This window comes from Rhizocola hellebori, from assembly GCF_016862955.1.
In the GTDB taxonomy this organism is placed as follows: Bacteria; Actinomycetota; Actinomycetes; order Mycobacteriales; family Micromonosporaceae; genus Rhizocola; species Rhizocola hellebori.
Window position 1 is genome coordinate 34856 of the sequence record NZ_BONY01000004.1, and the last position, 15536, is coordinate 50391.

Consider the following 15536-nt stretch of genomic DNA (forward strand, 5'->3'; position numbering starts at 1 on the left):
TCGTGACGGCGACATGCGTCAAGGCCGACGCGGCCTCGACGCATGTCACCTCAGACGGTCGCGGCAATATCAGGAATTTCGGATCGGGCCGAACGCGGCGCGCATCTCCGTGGTGAAGAGTTCCGGCTCTTCCCAGGCGGCGAAGTGGCCGCCTCGGTCGACCTCGTTGAAGTAGGCGACGCCCGGGTAGACCGTCTCTACCCAGCTGCGCGGGGCGGCCCAGAGCTCGCCGGGGAACACGGAGAAGCCGACCGGAACCTTGACCGGCGGCGGTGGCTGACCGGACGCATGGGCTTGCGCCAGGAACCGGCCGAACTCCCAATACCAGCGGGCGGCTGAGGCGCCGGTGCCGGTCATCCAGTAAAGCGTGATGTTGTCGAGGATGCTGTCCTGGGTGAGGCCTCCCACGGGCTTGCCCTCGACGAACGCGCTGGAGATCTTGTGGTAGCTGTCCGTGTCGTGGTCGAGCATCCAGGCCGCTAGCGCGACGGGTGAATCCGTCAGCGCGTAGCCGATCGTCTGCGGCCGGGTGGACTGCTCGAGGAAGTAGCCGAAGCCGTCCATGGTGAAGGCGTCAAGCTTCACGTGCGACGCGCGTTCCTCCTCAGTGCTGGCCGGCAGCATGTCCTTGATGCCGATCGCTCCGGCGAGCAGATTGACGTGGATGCCAAGTAGCCCTTCGGGTCCGATGCGGCCCATCGCATCGGTGACAGCCGCGCCGACGTCGCCTCCCTGTGCCACGTAACGGGTGTAGCCGAGGCGACTCATCAGCTCTGCCCACGCGCTGGCGATGCGGCCGTTCTCCCAGCCGAGTTCGGTTGGCTCGCCCGAAAAACCATAGCCGGGCAAGGATGGCAGCACCAGATGGAAGGCATCCTCGGCGGTCCCGCCGTGACGGGTCGGATCCGTGAGCGGCTCGACCACGCCGAGCAACTCGGCGACCGAACCCGGCCAGCCGTGCGTCATGATCAGCGGAAGCGCGTTCTCATGCTTGGACCGCACGTGGATGAAGTGGATATCCACGCCGTCGATCGTTGTCATGAACTGCGGCAGCGCATTCAGCTTCGTCTCGAACGCACGCCAGTCGTGGTCGGTCGCCCAGTAGCGGGCAACTTCTTGAATCGTCTCTAGCTGTACACCCTGGGAACGATCGTTGACCAGCTCTCGGGTGGGCCAGCGTACTGCCGCTATCCGGCGACGTAAATCTTCGATTGCTCCTTCCGGCGTATCGAAACGGAAGGAACGGATTTCAATGTCGTTAGGCATGATTCACCACCTGCCGTGGTAGGAAAACCACCGGCGCAACGCGCCGGCCTGGGCTGGCACATCTACCGATTCTGCCACCGGCCCGGTGAACCGAGGGCCGAAATGCGTTCTGCGGCTAGCTCATCCCTCGACTACACGGATGATCGTCTTGCCCGGCACCAAAGGGCGGCGGGTGAATGCGACGGGCGCTTCGGCAAGCGGCAGAACGGTTCCCACGCTTGTCTTCAGCCGGCCCGCGCGCACCCGCTGTGCCAGCTTTGCCAGCATGGCCCGGTCTGGCTCGACGACGAAGAAGACGGCCCGCGCGTGGCTGGGCTGCGCCTTGGGCGGGGCGGCGATGGTGACGAGCGTGCCGCCCGCGCGCACCAAAGCTGCCGAGCGTTCGACCACCTCACCGCCGATCACGTCGAACACCACGTCGACCTCACCGACGTCTTCCAGCCGGTCGGCCTGAAGGTCGAGGTAGGCGTTCGCGCCGAAGCCGAGTGCCCTTTCCCGGTCGCCGGCCCGGCCCGTGCCGATCACCGTCGCGCCCACCTCACGTGCGAGCTGAACCGCCATCGACCCGACGGCGCCTGCCGCACCGTGGATCAGAACGGTCTGGCCCGGCATGAGGCGAGCGTGGTCGAAGAGGCCCTGCCACGCGGTTAGTCCGGAGATGGGCAGCGCGGCCGCCACGGTGTGGTCGATTTCAGCGGGCAGCGGAGCGAGATTCCGGGTCTCCATCGCCGCGTACTCGGCCAGAGACCCGTTGCGGGCCCAGTCGGTCATGCCGAACACCCGCTGGCCGACGGTGAAACCCGTGGTGCCGCAACCCAATTCGGCCACGACACCCGAAAGCTCGTTTCCGAGTACGCTCGGCGTGCGGTCATGGCCGGCCCGATCGGACCACGTCCCCGGCCAGTCAAGCTCGCCGGGGGTGAACCCCGCTGCGTGAACCTTCACGATGACATCGTTTTCCGCAGCGTGCGGATGGGGCAACTCCATCAGAGAAACCCCAGCCGCCCCGGCTGCACGGTCACCAATGGCGATAGCCTGCATACCTCACGGTACCAAGATGCCAATATTTACCGTGCCCGAACTATGTCGTGAGTCAGCCCTGGCGGGCCTTTTGCCGCGGATCCGCCTTGTTGACCACAAGGATCTTCCCGTGGCGGCGGACCACGACCGAATTCGCGCGGTTCTTCAGCGAACGTAGCGAGCTGCGGACCTTCATTTTCAAGCCTCCTGACTTGCGGACTCGGCTCAACACCAACCGTGAGCCGGCTATTCCGCCGACGAACACGGGCCGGTCCCGCGCTGCGGTGTGACGACTTCCACGGCGCGGAATAGGCGACCGAACCCTCTGGTTCAGCCGGGCAGGTGCCGGAACCCGAGAATACGAAGCACTTTATGGAGGATTCTCATGTACCTTCGCAGACCCCTCAAGGCATTGTCGGTAGCGATCGTCATTTCCGCTGTCGCGATGGGCTGTTTCACCGGGATCTTCTGATTCGAAGCAGCCCGGATCAACTCAGCGAGCGAAACCGCTCAAGCAGCTGATGGTTGCTGAGCTGCCAGCCACTCGTCGAACGTGGTAGGTGCTATTTCGGCGTCGGCCGCGGGCAGCAGAACGTCACCGGCCATCGTCTGATCGAAGATGCCGCCATGCCAGGTCGGCACAAGCCGGATGTGCCTGCCCTGGGCGGCGAGTGTGCGGCGGGCCATGTCGATGAGATCCTGCGGCTCAGGTCCGGCGATGTCGCGGTGGCGGCCTTGTGGGGCGCCACCGGCGACCCGGGCCAGGATGCTGGCGACGTCGGCCGGGGCGATCGGCTGCATCAATAGCGGCGGCAACTTCGCGACCCCGTTTTGCTCTACCCAGCCTGCGACTGTCACAGGGAAGTCGTGAAACTGTGTGGCGGGCACGATGGTGTAAGGGATCGGACCGGCTTCTACGGCTGCTTCCTGCGCTCGCTTGCCCGCGTGATGGGCGTTGCCCGGGACGTTGCGCACCTGGGCGATGGACAGCACGACATGGTGGCCGACCCCGGTGCGCCCTTCGGCGGCCAGCAGGTTCGCTGTGGCGGTGGTGAAGAACGCGATGGCGTCGGCTTCGGTCGCGGCGTTGATACTGGTCGTATCGATCACCACATCGACCCCAGTCAAGGCTTGGTCCAGGCCCGTGCCGGCGACGATGTCGATGCCGTGGGCCCGGCTGATTGGCACGACGTCATGCCCGTCGCGTTGCAGCGCGGCGACGCTCAGCGACCCGATCCGCCCAGTGGCCCCAGCCACGGCTACTCGCATACCGGCAGCTCCTATTGCCTTGCCAACACCAAAGACTCAGTGTGGCAATCCCAGGGCCAACCCGCCTCATCGACACGCCCTGCCACCACCCGCCGACGAAAGTCCCCCGTTGTGCCCCGGGCATATTTCAATACCTAAAACCTTCATTGCGCCGCTGCGTCGTGGTCCCGCGCCGTAACTCCCGTGCGGCGAACGATAGGCCCGTGCGTGGTCACCCTCAAGACCCACAAGCGCTGGCGCCCCTCGGATGACGAGCGAAGCCTCAGCATGCTGTCGTCGGCTGGCCGCCGGGGGTAGGCGTCGCGGGCGGCTCGTCGGTGATACGCGGCGTCGCGGGCGGCTCGTCGTTCGTCCATCGGAGGTGCTCGATGAGGTCGTACTGCTGGATCGCTCCGGCCGGCACCCAGCTCAGGTAGTCGGCGGGTCGCAGGGCACGAACCTGCCGTCCCAGCACAGCGCCGGTGTTCGGATCGAGCACCAGGCTCACCTCCCGCGGGCCGCCTGGGTCGGCCCTGCGTTCCTGGACGGTGTCGTTGCGTTCGATGGACACGGCGACGCCCGAGCGTCCCTTCGCATCCGTCACGGCACCGAGCGACCTGATCCCGGGAACCCCAGCGAGTACCCGGAAGGCGGCGCTGCGTACGGCCGGTGTGATCGGCGTGTTCAGCACCAGGTCGACCAGCGCCTCGAAGAGGGACTTGCCGGTCTCCACCGGGTTTCGCAAGTCCCGCGGGTCGATGACGCTGAGTAGCCACGTCCGCAGCGCAACCGGATCGGATGGCAGGGCCCGAATCTGTTCTGCGGTCAGGCTTTCGCCGTTGGCGATCATGAACAACCGCGCATCCGGCGCGCTGCGTTCGACTCGTTCCGAGCCGCCCGGTTCGGCGGTGTAGACGTTGCGCGGGTCGGGCGGGCAACCCGGCGGTGGTTCGATTGGCCAGCTTGTCGGCGAGCCGGCGGCACGCCAGGCGGCTTTGTCCCCATCGGACAAGGGCTCGGCGCCTGCCCACCGGGAGATGTGCACGACGTCTTTGCCCGGCACCAGCGGCTTCCAGGTGATCTCCGTGCGGCGGAGCCTGAGGGTGTACTGGTTGTTGCCGGCGCCGGTTGGGATAAGCCATCCGTGCTCGATAGTGGACACCCAGTAGGTTCCGGTGCCCGGCGCCTCCTCCTGCTGCGCCTGCTCGGCCGCGACAAGCAGCAACTGGGGGGCGTTCGCGCTGTCCCATGCGCGGGCGGCCGCGGGCATCGACGGTGACGCCGACGGTGAGGCGTTCGGCGCGCCGGTGCCGCCCTTCAGCATGGTGACCGCAACGCCGGTGGCGACGGCCAGTACCGTGGCCGCTACCGGCACCAGAATCCGCGCGCGCAGGTTCATTACCCGCCGATTCCGGGCGGGCCTGCCGCCGGCCAGCTGGATCAGCGCCGCCCTGGAGCGTGCAATGGTCTGCGCCGAGGGCGGGGCGACCGGCCGGGCGCGGGCAAGCTGTTCGAGTTCATCCATGACAGTCGCTCACCTCTGCTTTGTAGGGTCGAAATCATCGAGTGCGGCCCGCAGCCGGCGACGCGCCCGGTAAAGCCGGGAGCCGACCGTGCCAGCTGGGATGCCGAGCGCCCCGGCCGTCTCCTCGTGGGCCGAGCTCGCCCCAGACGACGAGCAGTAGCGCGTCCCGGTCGCCCGGCGAGAGCTCGGCAAGTGCCGCGACAAGTACCTCCCGGGCTGCCGCAGCGGTGAGCCGGGCATCCACCCGTTCCTCCTCGGCGGAGTAGACCGGCTCCGCCGCCGCTCGGGCGTAAGCCCGGTATCCGCGCACCTCCGCCCGATGGTGCCCCCGGATCAGGTTGGTGGCGATCCCGTAGAGCCACGCGCGCACCGAGCCGCGGGCCGGGTCGAACCGGCCACGCTCGCGGAATGCCACCAGGAACGTCTCGGCCGCCACATCATCACCCGTGGTTCCGCCAAGGCGCCGGGACGCATACCTGTGCAGCGGCACGAAGTAACGGTCGAACAGCACCGAGAAGCATTCGGGATCGGCGCGTGACCGCTTCACCACCTCGGCGTCATCAACATCCGTCACCGTCACCGTCTCCATCCGGCTCCCTTCGTAGGCTGGGCCAGCACTCACGACCTATTGACCGGACCGGATGTCGATCTTCACGAAGATATTCGCGGTGGCCAGACAATCCACTTTGGATGCTCAAACGGCTCGTTAAAGATCCGGGCGGGCCATCACCATCACCCACCGGTCTGCCCGCTACTGAGTCGTCGACGTCCGCCCGCGGAGCCTTTCCAGCATCGCGCGCGCGTCGCGATCGCCCGCCGTCTCGTCGAGCAGCGCACCGGCGAGCCGGCCGAGAACGGCGCCGCCCGAACTGCCCGAAGCGGCCACGCTGTCGGCTGCGGCCGCGGCGCTTACCGTCCACCACGGGTTGCGGCGGTTGACACGCCGCTGCCGTCGGGTTGGAGATCTGCTCTCCTCGCCGGGCCGGGGGGCATGCGCTGCCAGATCGCGCAGGCAGCGCGAAACCGTGACATCGCGGACCGCTCGCAGGCCGTCATCGCGCTCGAGCCTGACTCCGCCCTCGGCCAGCTGCTCGCTGGCCGAGATCACGGCCGACAGCAGGTGTTGCGTGGTCACCTCCACCCGCGATAGCCTCGTTACAGTTTTACATGAATGACTGGCGTCAGGCTGCGGTCGGCGACATGCGGCGCCGTACGACGCCGAGCAACCGGTCGGCGGGGAAGTAGCCGATGTAGCGGGAGTCGTAGCTGTTGGCGGCGTTGTCGCCGAGCAGCACCAGGCTTCCGGGTGGCACGTCGACGCCGGCCTGTTCGGCCAGGGCAGGGGCCAGATCGGCGGGAACCTTGCCCCCGGGCAGCGCGGCAACCCGTTTGACGAGCCACCGCTGCGGGAGGCTGTGCGCGGGCCAGGTGCCGTCATCGTCGGGGCGCTCGATCACCACGACGTCTCCGAGGCGCAGTTGTGCGGCGTGGCGGCGGCGCACGACGACACGATCGCCTTGGTGGTAGGTGGGTTCCATGGACGGCCCGTCGACGGTGACGACGAGCAGGCGGCGGCGCAGCCAAAGCAGCCCTGTGGCGGCCAGCGCCAGGGCGATCACGGCGATCGCGGGGCCCATCAGGCGACCCCGGTCACAGCGCGGTCGCCGGGCTGATATCCGGCGGCCTGCAAGGTGAACAGGTGCGCGTAGGGGCCGTCGGCGGCCATCAGGTCGGCGTGGCAGCCCAGTTCGGCGACGACCCCGTCGTCGAGCACGGCGATCTGATCTGCGTCACGTACGGCGCTGAGCCGGTGCGAGATGAGCACGCTCGTAGTGCCTCGGCGCTGTTCGCGCAGCCGCTGGTGGATCAGCGCCTCGGCGGCGGCGTCCAGGCCGGAGCTGGGTTCGTCGAGGATGAGCAGATCCCGGCCGCGGCGAAGGAAGGCGCGCGCCAGCGCGACACGCTGCCATTGCCCACCCGAGAGCAGCACCCCGGCAGCGGTGTCCTCTTCGTCGCGCGGGCCGGCGAAGATGCGGCTGAGCATGGTGTCGTATTGGCGGGGCAGCGCGGTGATGGTGTCGTGCACGTCGGCTCGGCGCGCGGCGTCGACGATGCGCGCCGGATCGGTGAGGGCGCTGAGGTCGCCGACGCCGATGTTTTCCAGCGCCGACAATTCGTACTCCATGAAGTCTTGGAAGACGGCGCCGATGCGGTCGCGCAGCTGGGCTATGGACAGGTCGCGCAGGTCCACTCCGTCCCAGAGCACAGCGCCGCGGGACGGGTCGTAGAACCGGCACAGCAGCTTGACGATGGTGCTCTTTCCGGCTCCGTTGATGCCGACCAGCCCGACTGATTGTCCACATTGGATGAACAGGTTCACCCCTCGCAGTACCCAGGGATGGTCAGGGCTGTAGCGAAACCACACATCGCGCAGCTCGATGCCGCGGCGCAGCGCTGGCACAGCTTTGGGCTGGGCCGGCACGGGAAGGTCGGGTTCTGCCGTGGTGATCTCGTCGAACTGCCCGAACAGGAGCAAGGCATGGTGGGCGATCGCAGCGCGGGCCGCTACCGCACCGAGTCCGATCTGGACTCCGGCCACGGCCGCGGCGAAGGCGGATATGTCGCCGACGGTGAGCCGACCCGCCGCCGCGGCGTGCACCGCCCAGACGACGCCCGCGCCGGTGACGGTGGCGCCCAGCAGCGCCAGCGAGCCCTGCGCGAAAAAAGTACGGCGGTCGGTGGCGCGGTGGGCGGCGTTGGCGGTGCGCAGTTCGCGAAACATCCTGATGCGGAAGAACTCGCCCAGGGCGTGCAGCCGAGATTCCTTTGCGGCATCGAGGCGGGTCAGCAGGCCCGCGAAGAACATCTCCCGGCGCCCGGTCGGCCCGAGCGCGGTGGCTGTCGCCGCGCGGCGCCGCGACAGCGCCAGCTCGGTCACGAGAGTCGGCACCGCCGCCGCGGCCACCACGGCAAGCATCCACGGGTTGATCACCATCAGGGTGCCTACGAAGCCCAGCGTCATGATGCCCGACTGGACCGTGCCGCGCACGCCGTGGATCAGCTGGGCCGGTGCCTCCCGGCCGGCGTGCACGGCCAGCTGCAGCCGGTCGTGGAATTGGGGATTCTCCAGGCGTGCCAAGCCGTTGAGCCGGTTGATCGCCTCGTACAGGCGCTCCTGCGAGGTGAGCGCCACAGCTCGGGAAAGCTCGGCGTCGAGGTAGCGGGTGAGGTGACCCAGGCTGGCGACGCACGCGCCGGTGGCGGCAAGCCCTGCGGCCAGCCAGCCGACCGCGGGGCTGCCGGCGGCCGCCGACCCGGCGATGCCGTCGAGCACCAGTTTGGTCAGCCAGGCCGTGGCGACCGGCAGCATTCCTTCGAGCACCGAAAGGCCCAGCAGCACACCGGTTGTCACCGGTGCGGCGGCGAAGGCGAGACGGGCCGCCACCCGCGCGTGGCGCCATGCGTGGCGCGGCGACAGCCCGATGGCTCGCGGGCGGCGGCGAACTGCGGTCACGCCGGCACTTTCTCGAGAATCTCGTCGAGCTTGAACCCGGATGCCTTGATCCTGCCGTCGCCGTCCAGCACGCAAAGGGCGGGGTATCCGGTGACCTGGAACGCTTTCACCACGTCCCCGCCCGGTCGCTCCATGACCACCCTGCTGCCGGCGGCCAGCTGCTCGGCCAGGCTCAGCGAATCGGCGTCGTTGCCGATGACGACCGCCAGGGTGCGGTCCTTGCCGCCGGGCAGCGTGGCCACGTGGTCGAGGTATTGCGGGACGCGTTCCTTGCACGGCTCGCAATGCGCCGTGAAGAACCCGACGACAGTGTCGCCCACCAATTCCTGCTTCGAGATCTGCTCGCCAACATTGGTGGTGGCGACGAAATCGCCGGGCTCCTCGCCCGCGTCGAGCATGACCTTCTCCGACGGGCCTGACGACTGTCCCCGTTTGTTGAGCAGTTCCGTGTGGTGACGAAGACGCCGGATCACTCCGAAGGTCAGGATGAGGTCCAGCACGCAGAGCGCGCCGACCAGCGCGACGGCGGCGATGAGGTAGGGCATGGCCGATTCTCCTCAGCGTTGGGATGGTGGCCCGTGCCGAGACGGTCCCGGCCAGGGTGCGAAAAGTTCCACGATGTCGTCGAGGCGCACCACGACGACGGTGAGCAGGGCGGCGGCGAGCAGGGTCAACGCGGCACCTTCCAGGCGCACGGCCGTCTGCGCCGGCGCGAAGGCGGCAAGCGTGCCCGCGCAAGCCGCCGCGAACAGCACGAGGTTGCGGGCCAGTTGCAGGCGGCTTAACGGGCGGTCGCTGGGTGAGCCGAAGCACGCGCACGGCGTTTGCGTGCCACGGCGTAGCACCACACCGATGGCACCGGCATAGCCGGCCATCAGCGCAGCCGCGGCTGGCAACCCGATCCGGTAACCCGCGGGGTGGGTCAGGGCCGCGCATACGACCGCCTCGGCACCGATCACCACCGCTGCCAGCATCGGAGCCTTTTTCTTGGACAGCAGCCGCAAACCGGCGAGCGATGCGGCGAACGCGCGTGGGCCGCGCAGCTTGTGGATGAGGGAGACCGCGAGGATCAACCCGAGCAGAGCGCGTGCCCCCAACGGCAGGTAGCTGATCAACACGAGTTGTCCTCCCGGTCTGTTCACCTGGGCTGGATCAGCAGATGCACATGGCCCATGTGTCGTGACACGGGCCGTAACTGAGCCGGCATCCGCTGCAGCTTTGCGTCTGGCGGATGCTCCATCCGGCCCAGCCCGCTCCGCAGTAGCAGTAACACTGGATTTCTCGCGACCAGACACCGCTGCACTCGCACGGATCTGCCTGGGCAACGATGTTCGGCACGACCTGGGCGAGCATCCGGTCGGCCAGTCGTTCCACCACCTTGACCATCATTTCTCCTTTGGTACGAGGTAGGAGAGGCGCTTGCGTGATCGACGGTAGGCGGCGGCTCTATACGAGTTGTATGCGTGCGCTATGCGGCCGACTCAGCGGGCGAAAACCGCCGTTTTTGGACAGGACGGGGCCATCCGATCTGGTGTCCGATTAGGCGTGGAATGGTCGGCTCAGGCCGGCGGATCGTCGCGCAGGAGCTGCTGCTGTAGACCCCGGTCGCGCCAGCGCGTCGCGACCAGCTCGGGCCGGGGCCGGAACGGCTCGGGTGCCCAGGAGACTTCGCGGGAGTCCGGCGCCGCGGTGTCCCAGTCGCTCATCAAGGCGAACGGTTGCGCCGTCGCCGGACTTTCACCGCACGACTCCCGTACCACTAAATGGGGGTAGAAGCGGGTTTCTTGGGCCTTGTCGCAGTCTTCGTCGTCGCCACGCGAGGCGACCAGGGTGCCGCACCTGGCGCATTCCATGCTCGGTGTGTATTGGTTCGGCCAGCAGCCCTCGTCAACGAGCTCGTGCACGAACCGGGTGCCCCGCACGTCGCCGGGTGAGAGCACGAAGGTGCCCGCGATACGGTCACGGCCGTGCGGCGCCTGGTCGATGGTGTAGGTGAGTGGCTGCATCAGCGGGGGATTGACCTGGTGACAGCAACACACGAGCCACCTCTGCACTGGCGGCGGCGGCATCGCCACCAGCCGCACCGGCACGCTGAGCACCGCGTCGCATGAGGCACACCGGAAGCGCTCCATCGCCGCATTGTCGCCCCTGCCGGCCGGCCACGCATCCGGTTTCCCAACCGGTACGCGGCCTTGGGTGACCTCAGCGGCGGCGCACTTGGGAAACGTTGCGGCGCAGTCGTTCCAGGCATCGCGGATCGCTCACCACTCAACCGTCGACGGCAGGAGCTGGGAATTCTCAGATAGCGTGTCCGTCGGTGTTTCTCAGTACAGGTTCGAAAGGGGCGACCGGTGACAAACATGGATGACTAGCTAATATAGCCGACTATATAGCTCGTGTGGCTGATTGTGTGCCGCGTGGACACCGGCAAGGCTGTTTGGGTGACCCATGTCCCTCGTTTGGGCAACTCCGCGCGGGTGCTGCTGCAGATCCTGATCGCGCTGGAAGAGAAAGATCGCGAAAGCTCTGTCGTGGATCGAGCGTGGCGCCGAGTGTGGACCGAGCTTGGCGTGCCGCAGCCTCCATCGCTGACTGACGCGTGCCAGGAACTTGCCGACGCGGAATTGGTCAGGGCGCCCGGATTCCAGCTCGCTCCGGCCGCCGTGCAGGTCCGTCCGGACCGGACGGTGCACCTTTCCGTCTGGGCAGACCAGGCGACGCATTGGCAGGAGGTGCTGCGGCAGGCCTGCGATCGACCGTCGCCGCAGACGCCGCAGCTGCTGCGGCGGGCGGTGCTGACGGCGATGCCATACCTGCTACGGCTGGGCGCATGGCGGGTGGCGGCATGGATGGCCGGCGAGCTGATGGCCAGAGACGAGAGCCAGGAAACAGCCGCGGATCTGTTGCCGTGGCTGCAGAAGGCCGCCGAAGGCGCCGAAGGCACAGCCGACGATCTTGAGGTGCAATGCACCCTGGCGATGGCCGAGGAGCAACTAGTGGCCGAGCTGGGCGTGCGGCGCCTGCGCGACGTGGTGCGCCAGGCCGACGCGCGAGGCGATAGGGAGGTTGCGACCAGCGCCCGTTCACGCCTGGCCCTGTACCTGCAAAATTTCGGAGATCTCGCCGAGGCGAGGAATGTCATCGAGCATGCCCTGCGGGACGCGCAAAGCAGCGAGAACCCGTTGGTGTCGCTGCACCTGCACGGCCGACAATTGCAGATCATGCACCGCATGGGTCAGCACGTCGCGGTGATCGCGCACGCCCAGCGGCTGTTGCCTCAGCTGTCGGGGCTGGAAGACGAGGATGGCTGGTGGGACGCCTACGAAATGATTGTCAGCATCGCCAGCAGCTCGGCTGCGGCCTCCTCACATTGGACGCTCGCGCTTCACTTCAACGGCTTGGAGGTCGCCGCTAAAGAGCAGCGCCACGCGCCATCCGTCGCGCTGGCACAAGCCCGGTTCAACGCCTACGGGCCGCTGCTGCATCTGGAGCGTCTTGACGAGGTCGATGCGCTGCTGCACGAATGCCATTCGGTTTTCAGCGCGGACGGCGACGCGGCGATGCTCGGCCGCATCCTCGCGGCGCAGGCGCAGGTCGCGTTCAAACGCGATGACGCGGAAAGGGCAGCGGATCTGACCCGGCAGGCATTGAGCCACGCCTACATGGCGCAGAATCCGTTTGACGCCGTGTTGAATCACGTCAACCAGATGCTTTATCTGAGGCGGCTGGGCATGAGGGACGAGGCTGTAGGACACGGCCTGGCCGCGGCGATGCTCGCCGAGCAGACGGGCCGAGAGTTTTACCGTGACACGGCGATCCTCTGTCTGGCAGAGGATCCCGTCACAGTTCAGGCATTGGCCCGCCGCGGACAGCTCTTGTCAGCGACGGTGGCAGGCCTCGTCCAGACCAGCGAGTGGATTCGTTTTGTCGAGTTGGTTGAGCGGTTTCCCATTCCGCCTGGCGGCTTGGATAACCGGCTGGCCGAGCTGTGCCGGATAGCGCTGGCGAGCGGGTGAGGGCGTGTTCGACGAGGTCAGAATTCTCTACGTCAATGGCGAAGCATATCTAGGCCTGTTTTGGCGCACCCGCCTGCGCGAGCATCTGGCCATCTCCGTAAACCACCTCAGGGAGGCGGTGCGAATTGTGCGGAGCGGGGACCCACTAGAAGGCGACGTGTTCAGGCTTCTGCGAGGCGTGCTGCGTACCTCCTTCGAGAACTACGGGAATGTGGATGAGCTATGGGAGGCGGTCAAAGTCGGTCGTGAAGCCGTTCGTCGCAGGCTTCCCGGTCAAAGCAGGCACCTGGAAAGTCTCGGGCTGGTACTGCAGATACTCTTCGAGCAGGTCGCCCAGCCCAGCCTGCTGGCCGAGGCAATCGATGTCGGCAGGCAGGCGCTGAGCCTGGCCTCGACAAGCCGCGAGCGCCGTTCGTGTGCGGGTTCGCTGGGCGTGGGTTTGCTGCTGCGTTTCGAAGTCGCGGACGACCGGGCAGCCCTGGCCGAGGCGATCGACTGCCTGCGTCTGGCCACCCTTGGCGAACCCGATGAGGGGCCGCTTTCCCAGCTGTGTGTGGTGCTCCTGCGCGGCTATGAGGCTGGCGGCGACATCGCCATGCTTCGTGAAGCGATCGAGGTCGGTGAAGCGGCGATCGCGTTGGAGGTGCACGACGACCTCGTGCGTGCCCGCACCCTAATCGGCCTCGTCAACGCCATGCACGAAGAGTTCGCGCTGACCAAGGACATCGCGCGCCTCGACCTTGCCATCGCACGGGCGCGGGAAGCTTTGCGGCGTCTGCCCGAGCGCTATCCCAACCGCGGCCGCCACGAGGCCACGCTGGCCAGGCTCTTGGAGAGCCGGTTCGAAGAAAGCGGCGACCTCGACGCGCTGAGGTCAGCGATCGGCACGATCCGGACGATCGCCTACGGTCCCGGTGACTATATGGGGCGTGGGCCGCGCCTCAGCCTGCTCGCCAAAATGCTGTGTCACTTCGGGGAATCCACCGGCGACGCCAGCGCATTGGAGGAAGCGGTCAGCGTCGCCGTGGACGCGGTCCGCGCCACCCCCGAGGGCCATCCTGACTACCCGGCGGTGCAGACCGTCTACGGCGCGGCATTGATGCGGCTGGGCCGAAAGAACGGCGACGCCGAGCTCTTGTCCGAGTCCGTCGCTGTTTTCCGGGCCTTGTGCGACCGTGTCGAGGGCTGGCGGGAATTGAGTTTCCTGAGCAACCTGTGCGGGGCAACGCTTGCGCACGCCGAGGTGACGGGAGACGTCAGCGCCCTGCTGGACCTGATCGATCGGTTACGGCGGGCTCTTGAATCAATGCCGCCCCACGACGCCGCGCAGTCCGCGGCGCATGTCAACCTGGCGTTCGCCCTGCAGCTCATGGCACGACTGACCGGGCGGGCAGACATCGGCACCGAGGCATTGGCGCAGCTGGAGCGGGCGATGGCCGACCCGCTGCTGCCGACGCGACACCGAGTGCACGCAGCCGTTGCCGCACACGAGACTGCCGCATCGATGGGCGATTGGCCGGCGGCGGCAAGGGCGGGAGCGCACGCGGTCAACCTGCTGCCCATGCTCACGCGGCCGTATCTGGACCGAATGCACCAGGAACTCTCGCTGGTCCGGCTCTCCGGAATCGGCTGCGAGGCTGCCGCGGCCATGCTTCAGGCAGGGCCATCACACTGGGCGCAAGCATATGAGGTTCTCGAACACGGCCGCGGCGTCATGATGGGGCAGGTGCTGGACATCCGCGCTGATCTCAGCCACGTCATGCATGTCGCGCCCGAGCTGGCTGAACGATTCGAACGATTGGCACGACTGCTTGACCGGCCACCCGATTCCGGCGAGCCAGACCAGCGCCACGAGCTTGTCCGGCAGTGGGACGCATTGGTGGCTCAGATCCGTGACGCAGGGCTCCCCGGGTTCCTGCGGCCAATGCGTATTGGGGATCTGACCTCTGCCGCGTGTGGCGGGCCTGTGGTCACCATCAACGTCAGCCGGCACCGGTCGGATGCCTTCATCCTGCGCGAGAACGGCGTGACAGCCATCCATCTCGCGGGGCTGACACCCGACGCGGTAGCGTGCGCGCTGCGTGACTGGGACGAGAATCCGCGCAGAAACGAAGTCCTGCAATGGCTTTGGGAGACAGTGGCATCGCCGGTCCTGAACCACCTGGAACTCACCGACCCGATAGGCAGCCGGACCGACGGGCCGAGGGTGTGGTGGTCAGCCACCGGCGCACTTGGCAGGCTGCCCCTGCACGCGGCCGGCATCGCGGGCACCGATGAGACAGTCCTGGATCGCGTGGTGTCGTCCTACACACCGAACACCCGTGCACTGGTGGCGGCGCGCGGCCGGGCGGTTGGGCCGCGGTCGATTCTGGTTGCGGCGATGGCGCAGACGCCTGGTATGCGCAGCCTTCCCGGCGCCGTCGAGGAAGCGGACCTGATCGGCCGGTTGTTTCCCGATGCCATCATCCTGCGCGACAGGCAAGCCTCCCGCGACGCTGTCCTGACCGCGTTGCCGGAAAGAACGTGGATACACGCAGTTGCGCATACTGTCCACACTGGACGCAGCTTTCTCGGTGGTGCCATGCGGCTGCACGACGGCGAACTTTCCGCAGCCGAAGTTTTCGGGGCACGTCACGGCGCGGGCGAGCTCGCTTTTCTAGCTTCGTGTGGCACAGCGGTGTCGGGCGATGCGCAATTGCTGCCCGACGAAGCCGTGCATCTGGCCGCGGCGTTCCAGCTTGCCGGCTACCAGCATGTGGTGGGTTCGCTGTGGCCGGTCGTCGACTCGGCGACAGCTGGCCTGACCGAGGAGCTTTACACCCGGTTGAGCACCACCGGCGTCGCCGGTCTGGCCGGTCTTCTGCATCAGCAGATGCATCGACTGCGTAGCGAGTACGAAGGCGATCCGGCGATTTGGGCGCCGTACATCCACATCGGACCATGACTT

General features: G+C 67.3%; 15 protein-coding genes and 1 pseudogene. 2 read left to right on the top strand and 14 right to left on the bottom strand.

From position 1 onward, the window contains the following. Window positions 1-69: 69 nt before the first annotated feature. From Rhe02_RS04145 to Rhe02_RS04205, 14 genes and pseudogenes are all read right to left on the bottom strand, one after another. Complete coding sequence (locus tag Rhe02_RS04145) at window positions 70-1266, bottom strand: epoxide hydrolase family protein (RefSeq protein ID WP_203906707.1); 1197 nt, start codon at window positions 1264-1266, stop codon at window positions 70-72. Between the two features lie 120 nt (window positions 1267-1386). After that, complete coding sequence (locus tag Rhe02_RS04150; protein ID WP_239123336.1) at window positions 1387-2253, bottom strand: NADP-dependent oxidoreductase; 867 nt, start codon at window positions 2251-2253, stop codon at window positions 1387-1389. Window positions 2254-2359: 106 nt separating this feature from the next. Continuing rightward, window positions 2360-2482, bottom strand: coding sequence for a ribosomal protein bL36 (locus Rhe02_RS04155; protein ID WP_203906709.1), 123 nt, complete (start codon window positions 2480-2482; stop codon window positions 2360-2362). Between the two features lie 314 nt (window positions 2483-2796). After that, on the bottom strand, window positions 2797-3555 hold the full coding sequence (locus tag Rhe02_RS04160; protein ID WP_203906710.1) for an SDR family oxidoreductase: 759 nt from the start codon (window positions 3553-3555) through the stop codon (window positions 2797-2799). A gap of 262 nt (window positions 3556-3817) precedes the next feature. Further along, window positions 3818-5059, bottom strand: coding sequence for a CU044_5270 family protein (locus Rhe02_RS04165; RefSeq protein ID WP_203906711.1), 1242 nt, complete (start codon window positions 5057-5059; stop codon window positions 3818-3820). 9 nt (window positions 5060-5068) lie between these two features. Next, window positions 5069-5299: a sigma factor-like helix-turn-helix DNA-binding protein gene (locus tag Rhe02_RS50745; RefSeq protein WP_308441981.1), complete on the bottom strand. Its 231-nt coding sequence runs from the start codon at window positions 5297-5299 to the stop codon at window positions 5069-5071. Window positions 5300-5426: 127 nt separating this feature from the next. Next, window positions 5427-5648: pseudogene (locus Rhe02_RS50750) on the bottom strand (RNA polymerase sigma factor); the annotation flags it as partial. 162 nt (window positions 5649-5810) lie between these two features. Beyond that, a complete protein-coding gene (locus Rhe02_RS04175) occupies window positions 5811-6200 on the bottom strand; it encodes a hypothetical protein (RefSeq protein WP_203906712.1) in 390 nt (129 codons plus the stop codon). Window positions 6201-6240: 40 nt separating this feature from the next. Next, window positions 6241-6696, bottom strand: coding sequence for a S26 family signal peptidase (locus Rhe02_RS04180; protein ID WP_203906713.1), 456 nt, complete (start codon window positions 6694-6696; stop codon window positions 6241-6243). Then, window positions 6696-8573, bottom strand: coding sequence for an ABC transporter ATP-binding protein (locus Rhe02_RS04185; RefSeq protein WP_239123338.1), 1878 nt, complete (start codon window positions 8571-8573; stop codon window positions 6696-6698). Before Rhe02_RS04185 ends, Rhe02_RS04180 begins: the two co-directional genes overlap by 1 nt. Beyond that, window positions 8570-9118, bottom strand: a complete 549-nt coding sequence (locus Rhe02_RS04190) for a TlpA family protein disulfide reductase (protein ID WP_203906714.1) — start codon at window positions 9116-9118, stop codon at window positions 8570-8572. The genes Rhe02_RS04185 and Rhe02_RS04190 overlap by 4 nt, the downstream gene beginning before the upstream one ends. 12 nt (window positions 9119-9130) lie before the next feature. Next, window positions 9131-9691 carry a MauE/DoxX family redox-associated membrane protein gene (locus Rhe02_RS04195; protein WP_203906715.1) on the bottom strand — a complete coding sequence of 187 codons (561 nt, stop codon included), beginning with the start codon at window positions 9689-9691 and terminating at the stop codon, window positions 9131-9133. Between the two features lie 34 nt (window positions 9692-9725). After that, window positions 9726-9962, bottom strand: a complete 237-nt coding sequence (locus Rhe02_RS04200; protein WP_203906716.1) for a hypothetical protein — start codon at window positions 9960-9962, stop codon at window positions 9726-9728. A 170-nt stretch (window positions 9963-10132) separates the two neighbouring features. Further along, window positions 10133-10705 (bottom strand): hypothetical protein, encoded by a 573-nt coding sequence (locus tag Rhe02_RS04205; protein ID WP_203906717.1) that lies wholly within the window; start codon window positions 10703-10705, stop codon window positions 10133-10135. Between the two features lie 264 nt (window positions 10706-10969). Here Rhe02_RS04205 and Rhe02_RS04210 point away from each other — a divergent pair, with 264 nt between their 5' ends. Beyond that, window positions 10970-12589, top strand: a complete 1620-nt coding sequence (locus tag Rhe02_RS04210; RefSeq protein ID WP_203906718.1) for a hypothetical protein — start codon at window positions 10970-10972, stop codon at window positions 12587-12589. Window positions 12590-12746: 157 nt separating this feature from the next. Beyond that, the gene (locus tag Rhe02_RS04215; protein ID WP_203906719.1) at window positions 12747-15533 is read left to right on the top strand and encodes a CHAT domain-containing protein; all 2787 of its coding nucleotides are present in this window, start codon (window positions 12747-12749) and stop codon (window positions 15531-15533) included. Window positions 15534-15536: the final 3 nt, after the last annotated feature.

Bases quoted from the DNA above. Each gene is read 5' to 3' on its own strand.
- Rhe02_RS04145 (WP_203906707.1), bottom strand. From the start codon at position 1,266: ATGCCTAACGACATTGAAATCCGTTCCTTCCGTTTCGATACGCCGGAA.
- Rhe02_RS04150 (WP_239123336.1), bottom strand. From the start codon at position 2,253: ATGGAGTTGCCCCATCCGCACGCTGCGGAAAACGATGTCATCGTGAAG.
- Rhe02_RS04155 (WP_203906709.1), bottom strand. From the start codon at position 2,482: ATGAAGGTCCGCAGCTCGCTACGTTCGCTGAAGAACCGCGCGAATTCG.
- Rhe02_RS04160 (WP_203906710.1), bottom strand. From the start codon at position 3,555: ATGCGAGTAGCCGTGGCTGGGGCCACTGGGCGGATCGGGTCGCTGAGC.
- Rhe02_RS04165 (WP_203906711.1), bottom strand. From the start codon at position 5,059: ATGGATGAACTCGAACAGCTTGCCCGCGCCCGGCCGGTCGCCCCGCCC.
- Rhe02_RS50745 (WP_308441981.1), bottom strand. From the start codon at position 5,299: ATGCCCGGCTCACCGCTGCGGCAGCCCGGGAGGTACTTGTCGCGGCAC.
- Rhe02_RS04180 (WP_203906713.1), bottom strand. From the start codon at position 6,696: ATGGGCCCCGCGATCGCCGTGATCGCCCTGGCGCTGGCCGCCACAGGG.
- Rhe02_RS04190 (WP_203906714.1), bottom strand. From the start codon at position 9,118: ATGCCCTACCTCATCGCCGCCGTCGCGCTGGTCGGCGCGCTCTGCGTG.
- Rhe02_RS04200 (WP_203906716.1), bottom strand. From the start codon at position 9,962: ATGATGGTCAAGGTGGTGGAACGACTGGCCGACCGGATGCTCGCCCAG.
- Rhe02_RS04205 (WP_203906717.1), bottom strand. From the start codon at position 10,705: ATGGAGCGCTTCCGGTGTGCCTCATGCGACGCGGTGCTCAGCGTGCCG.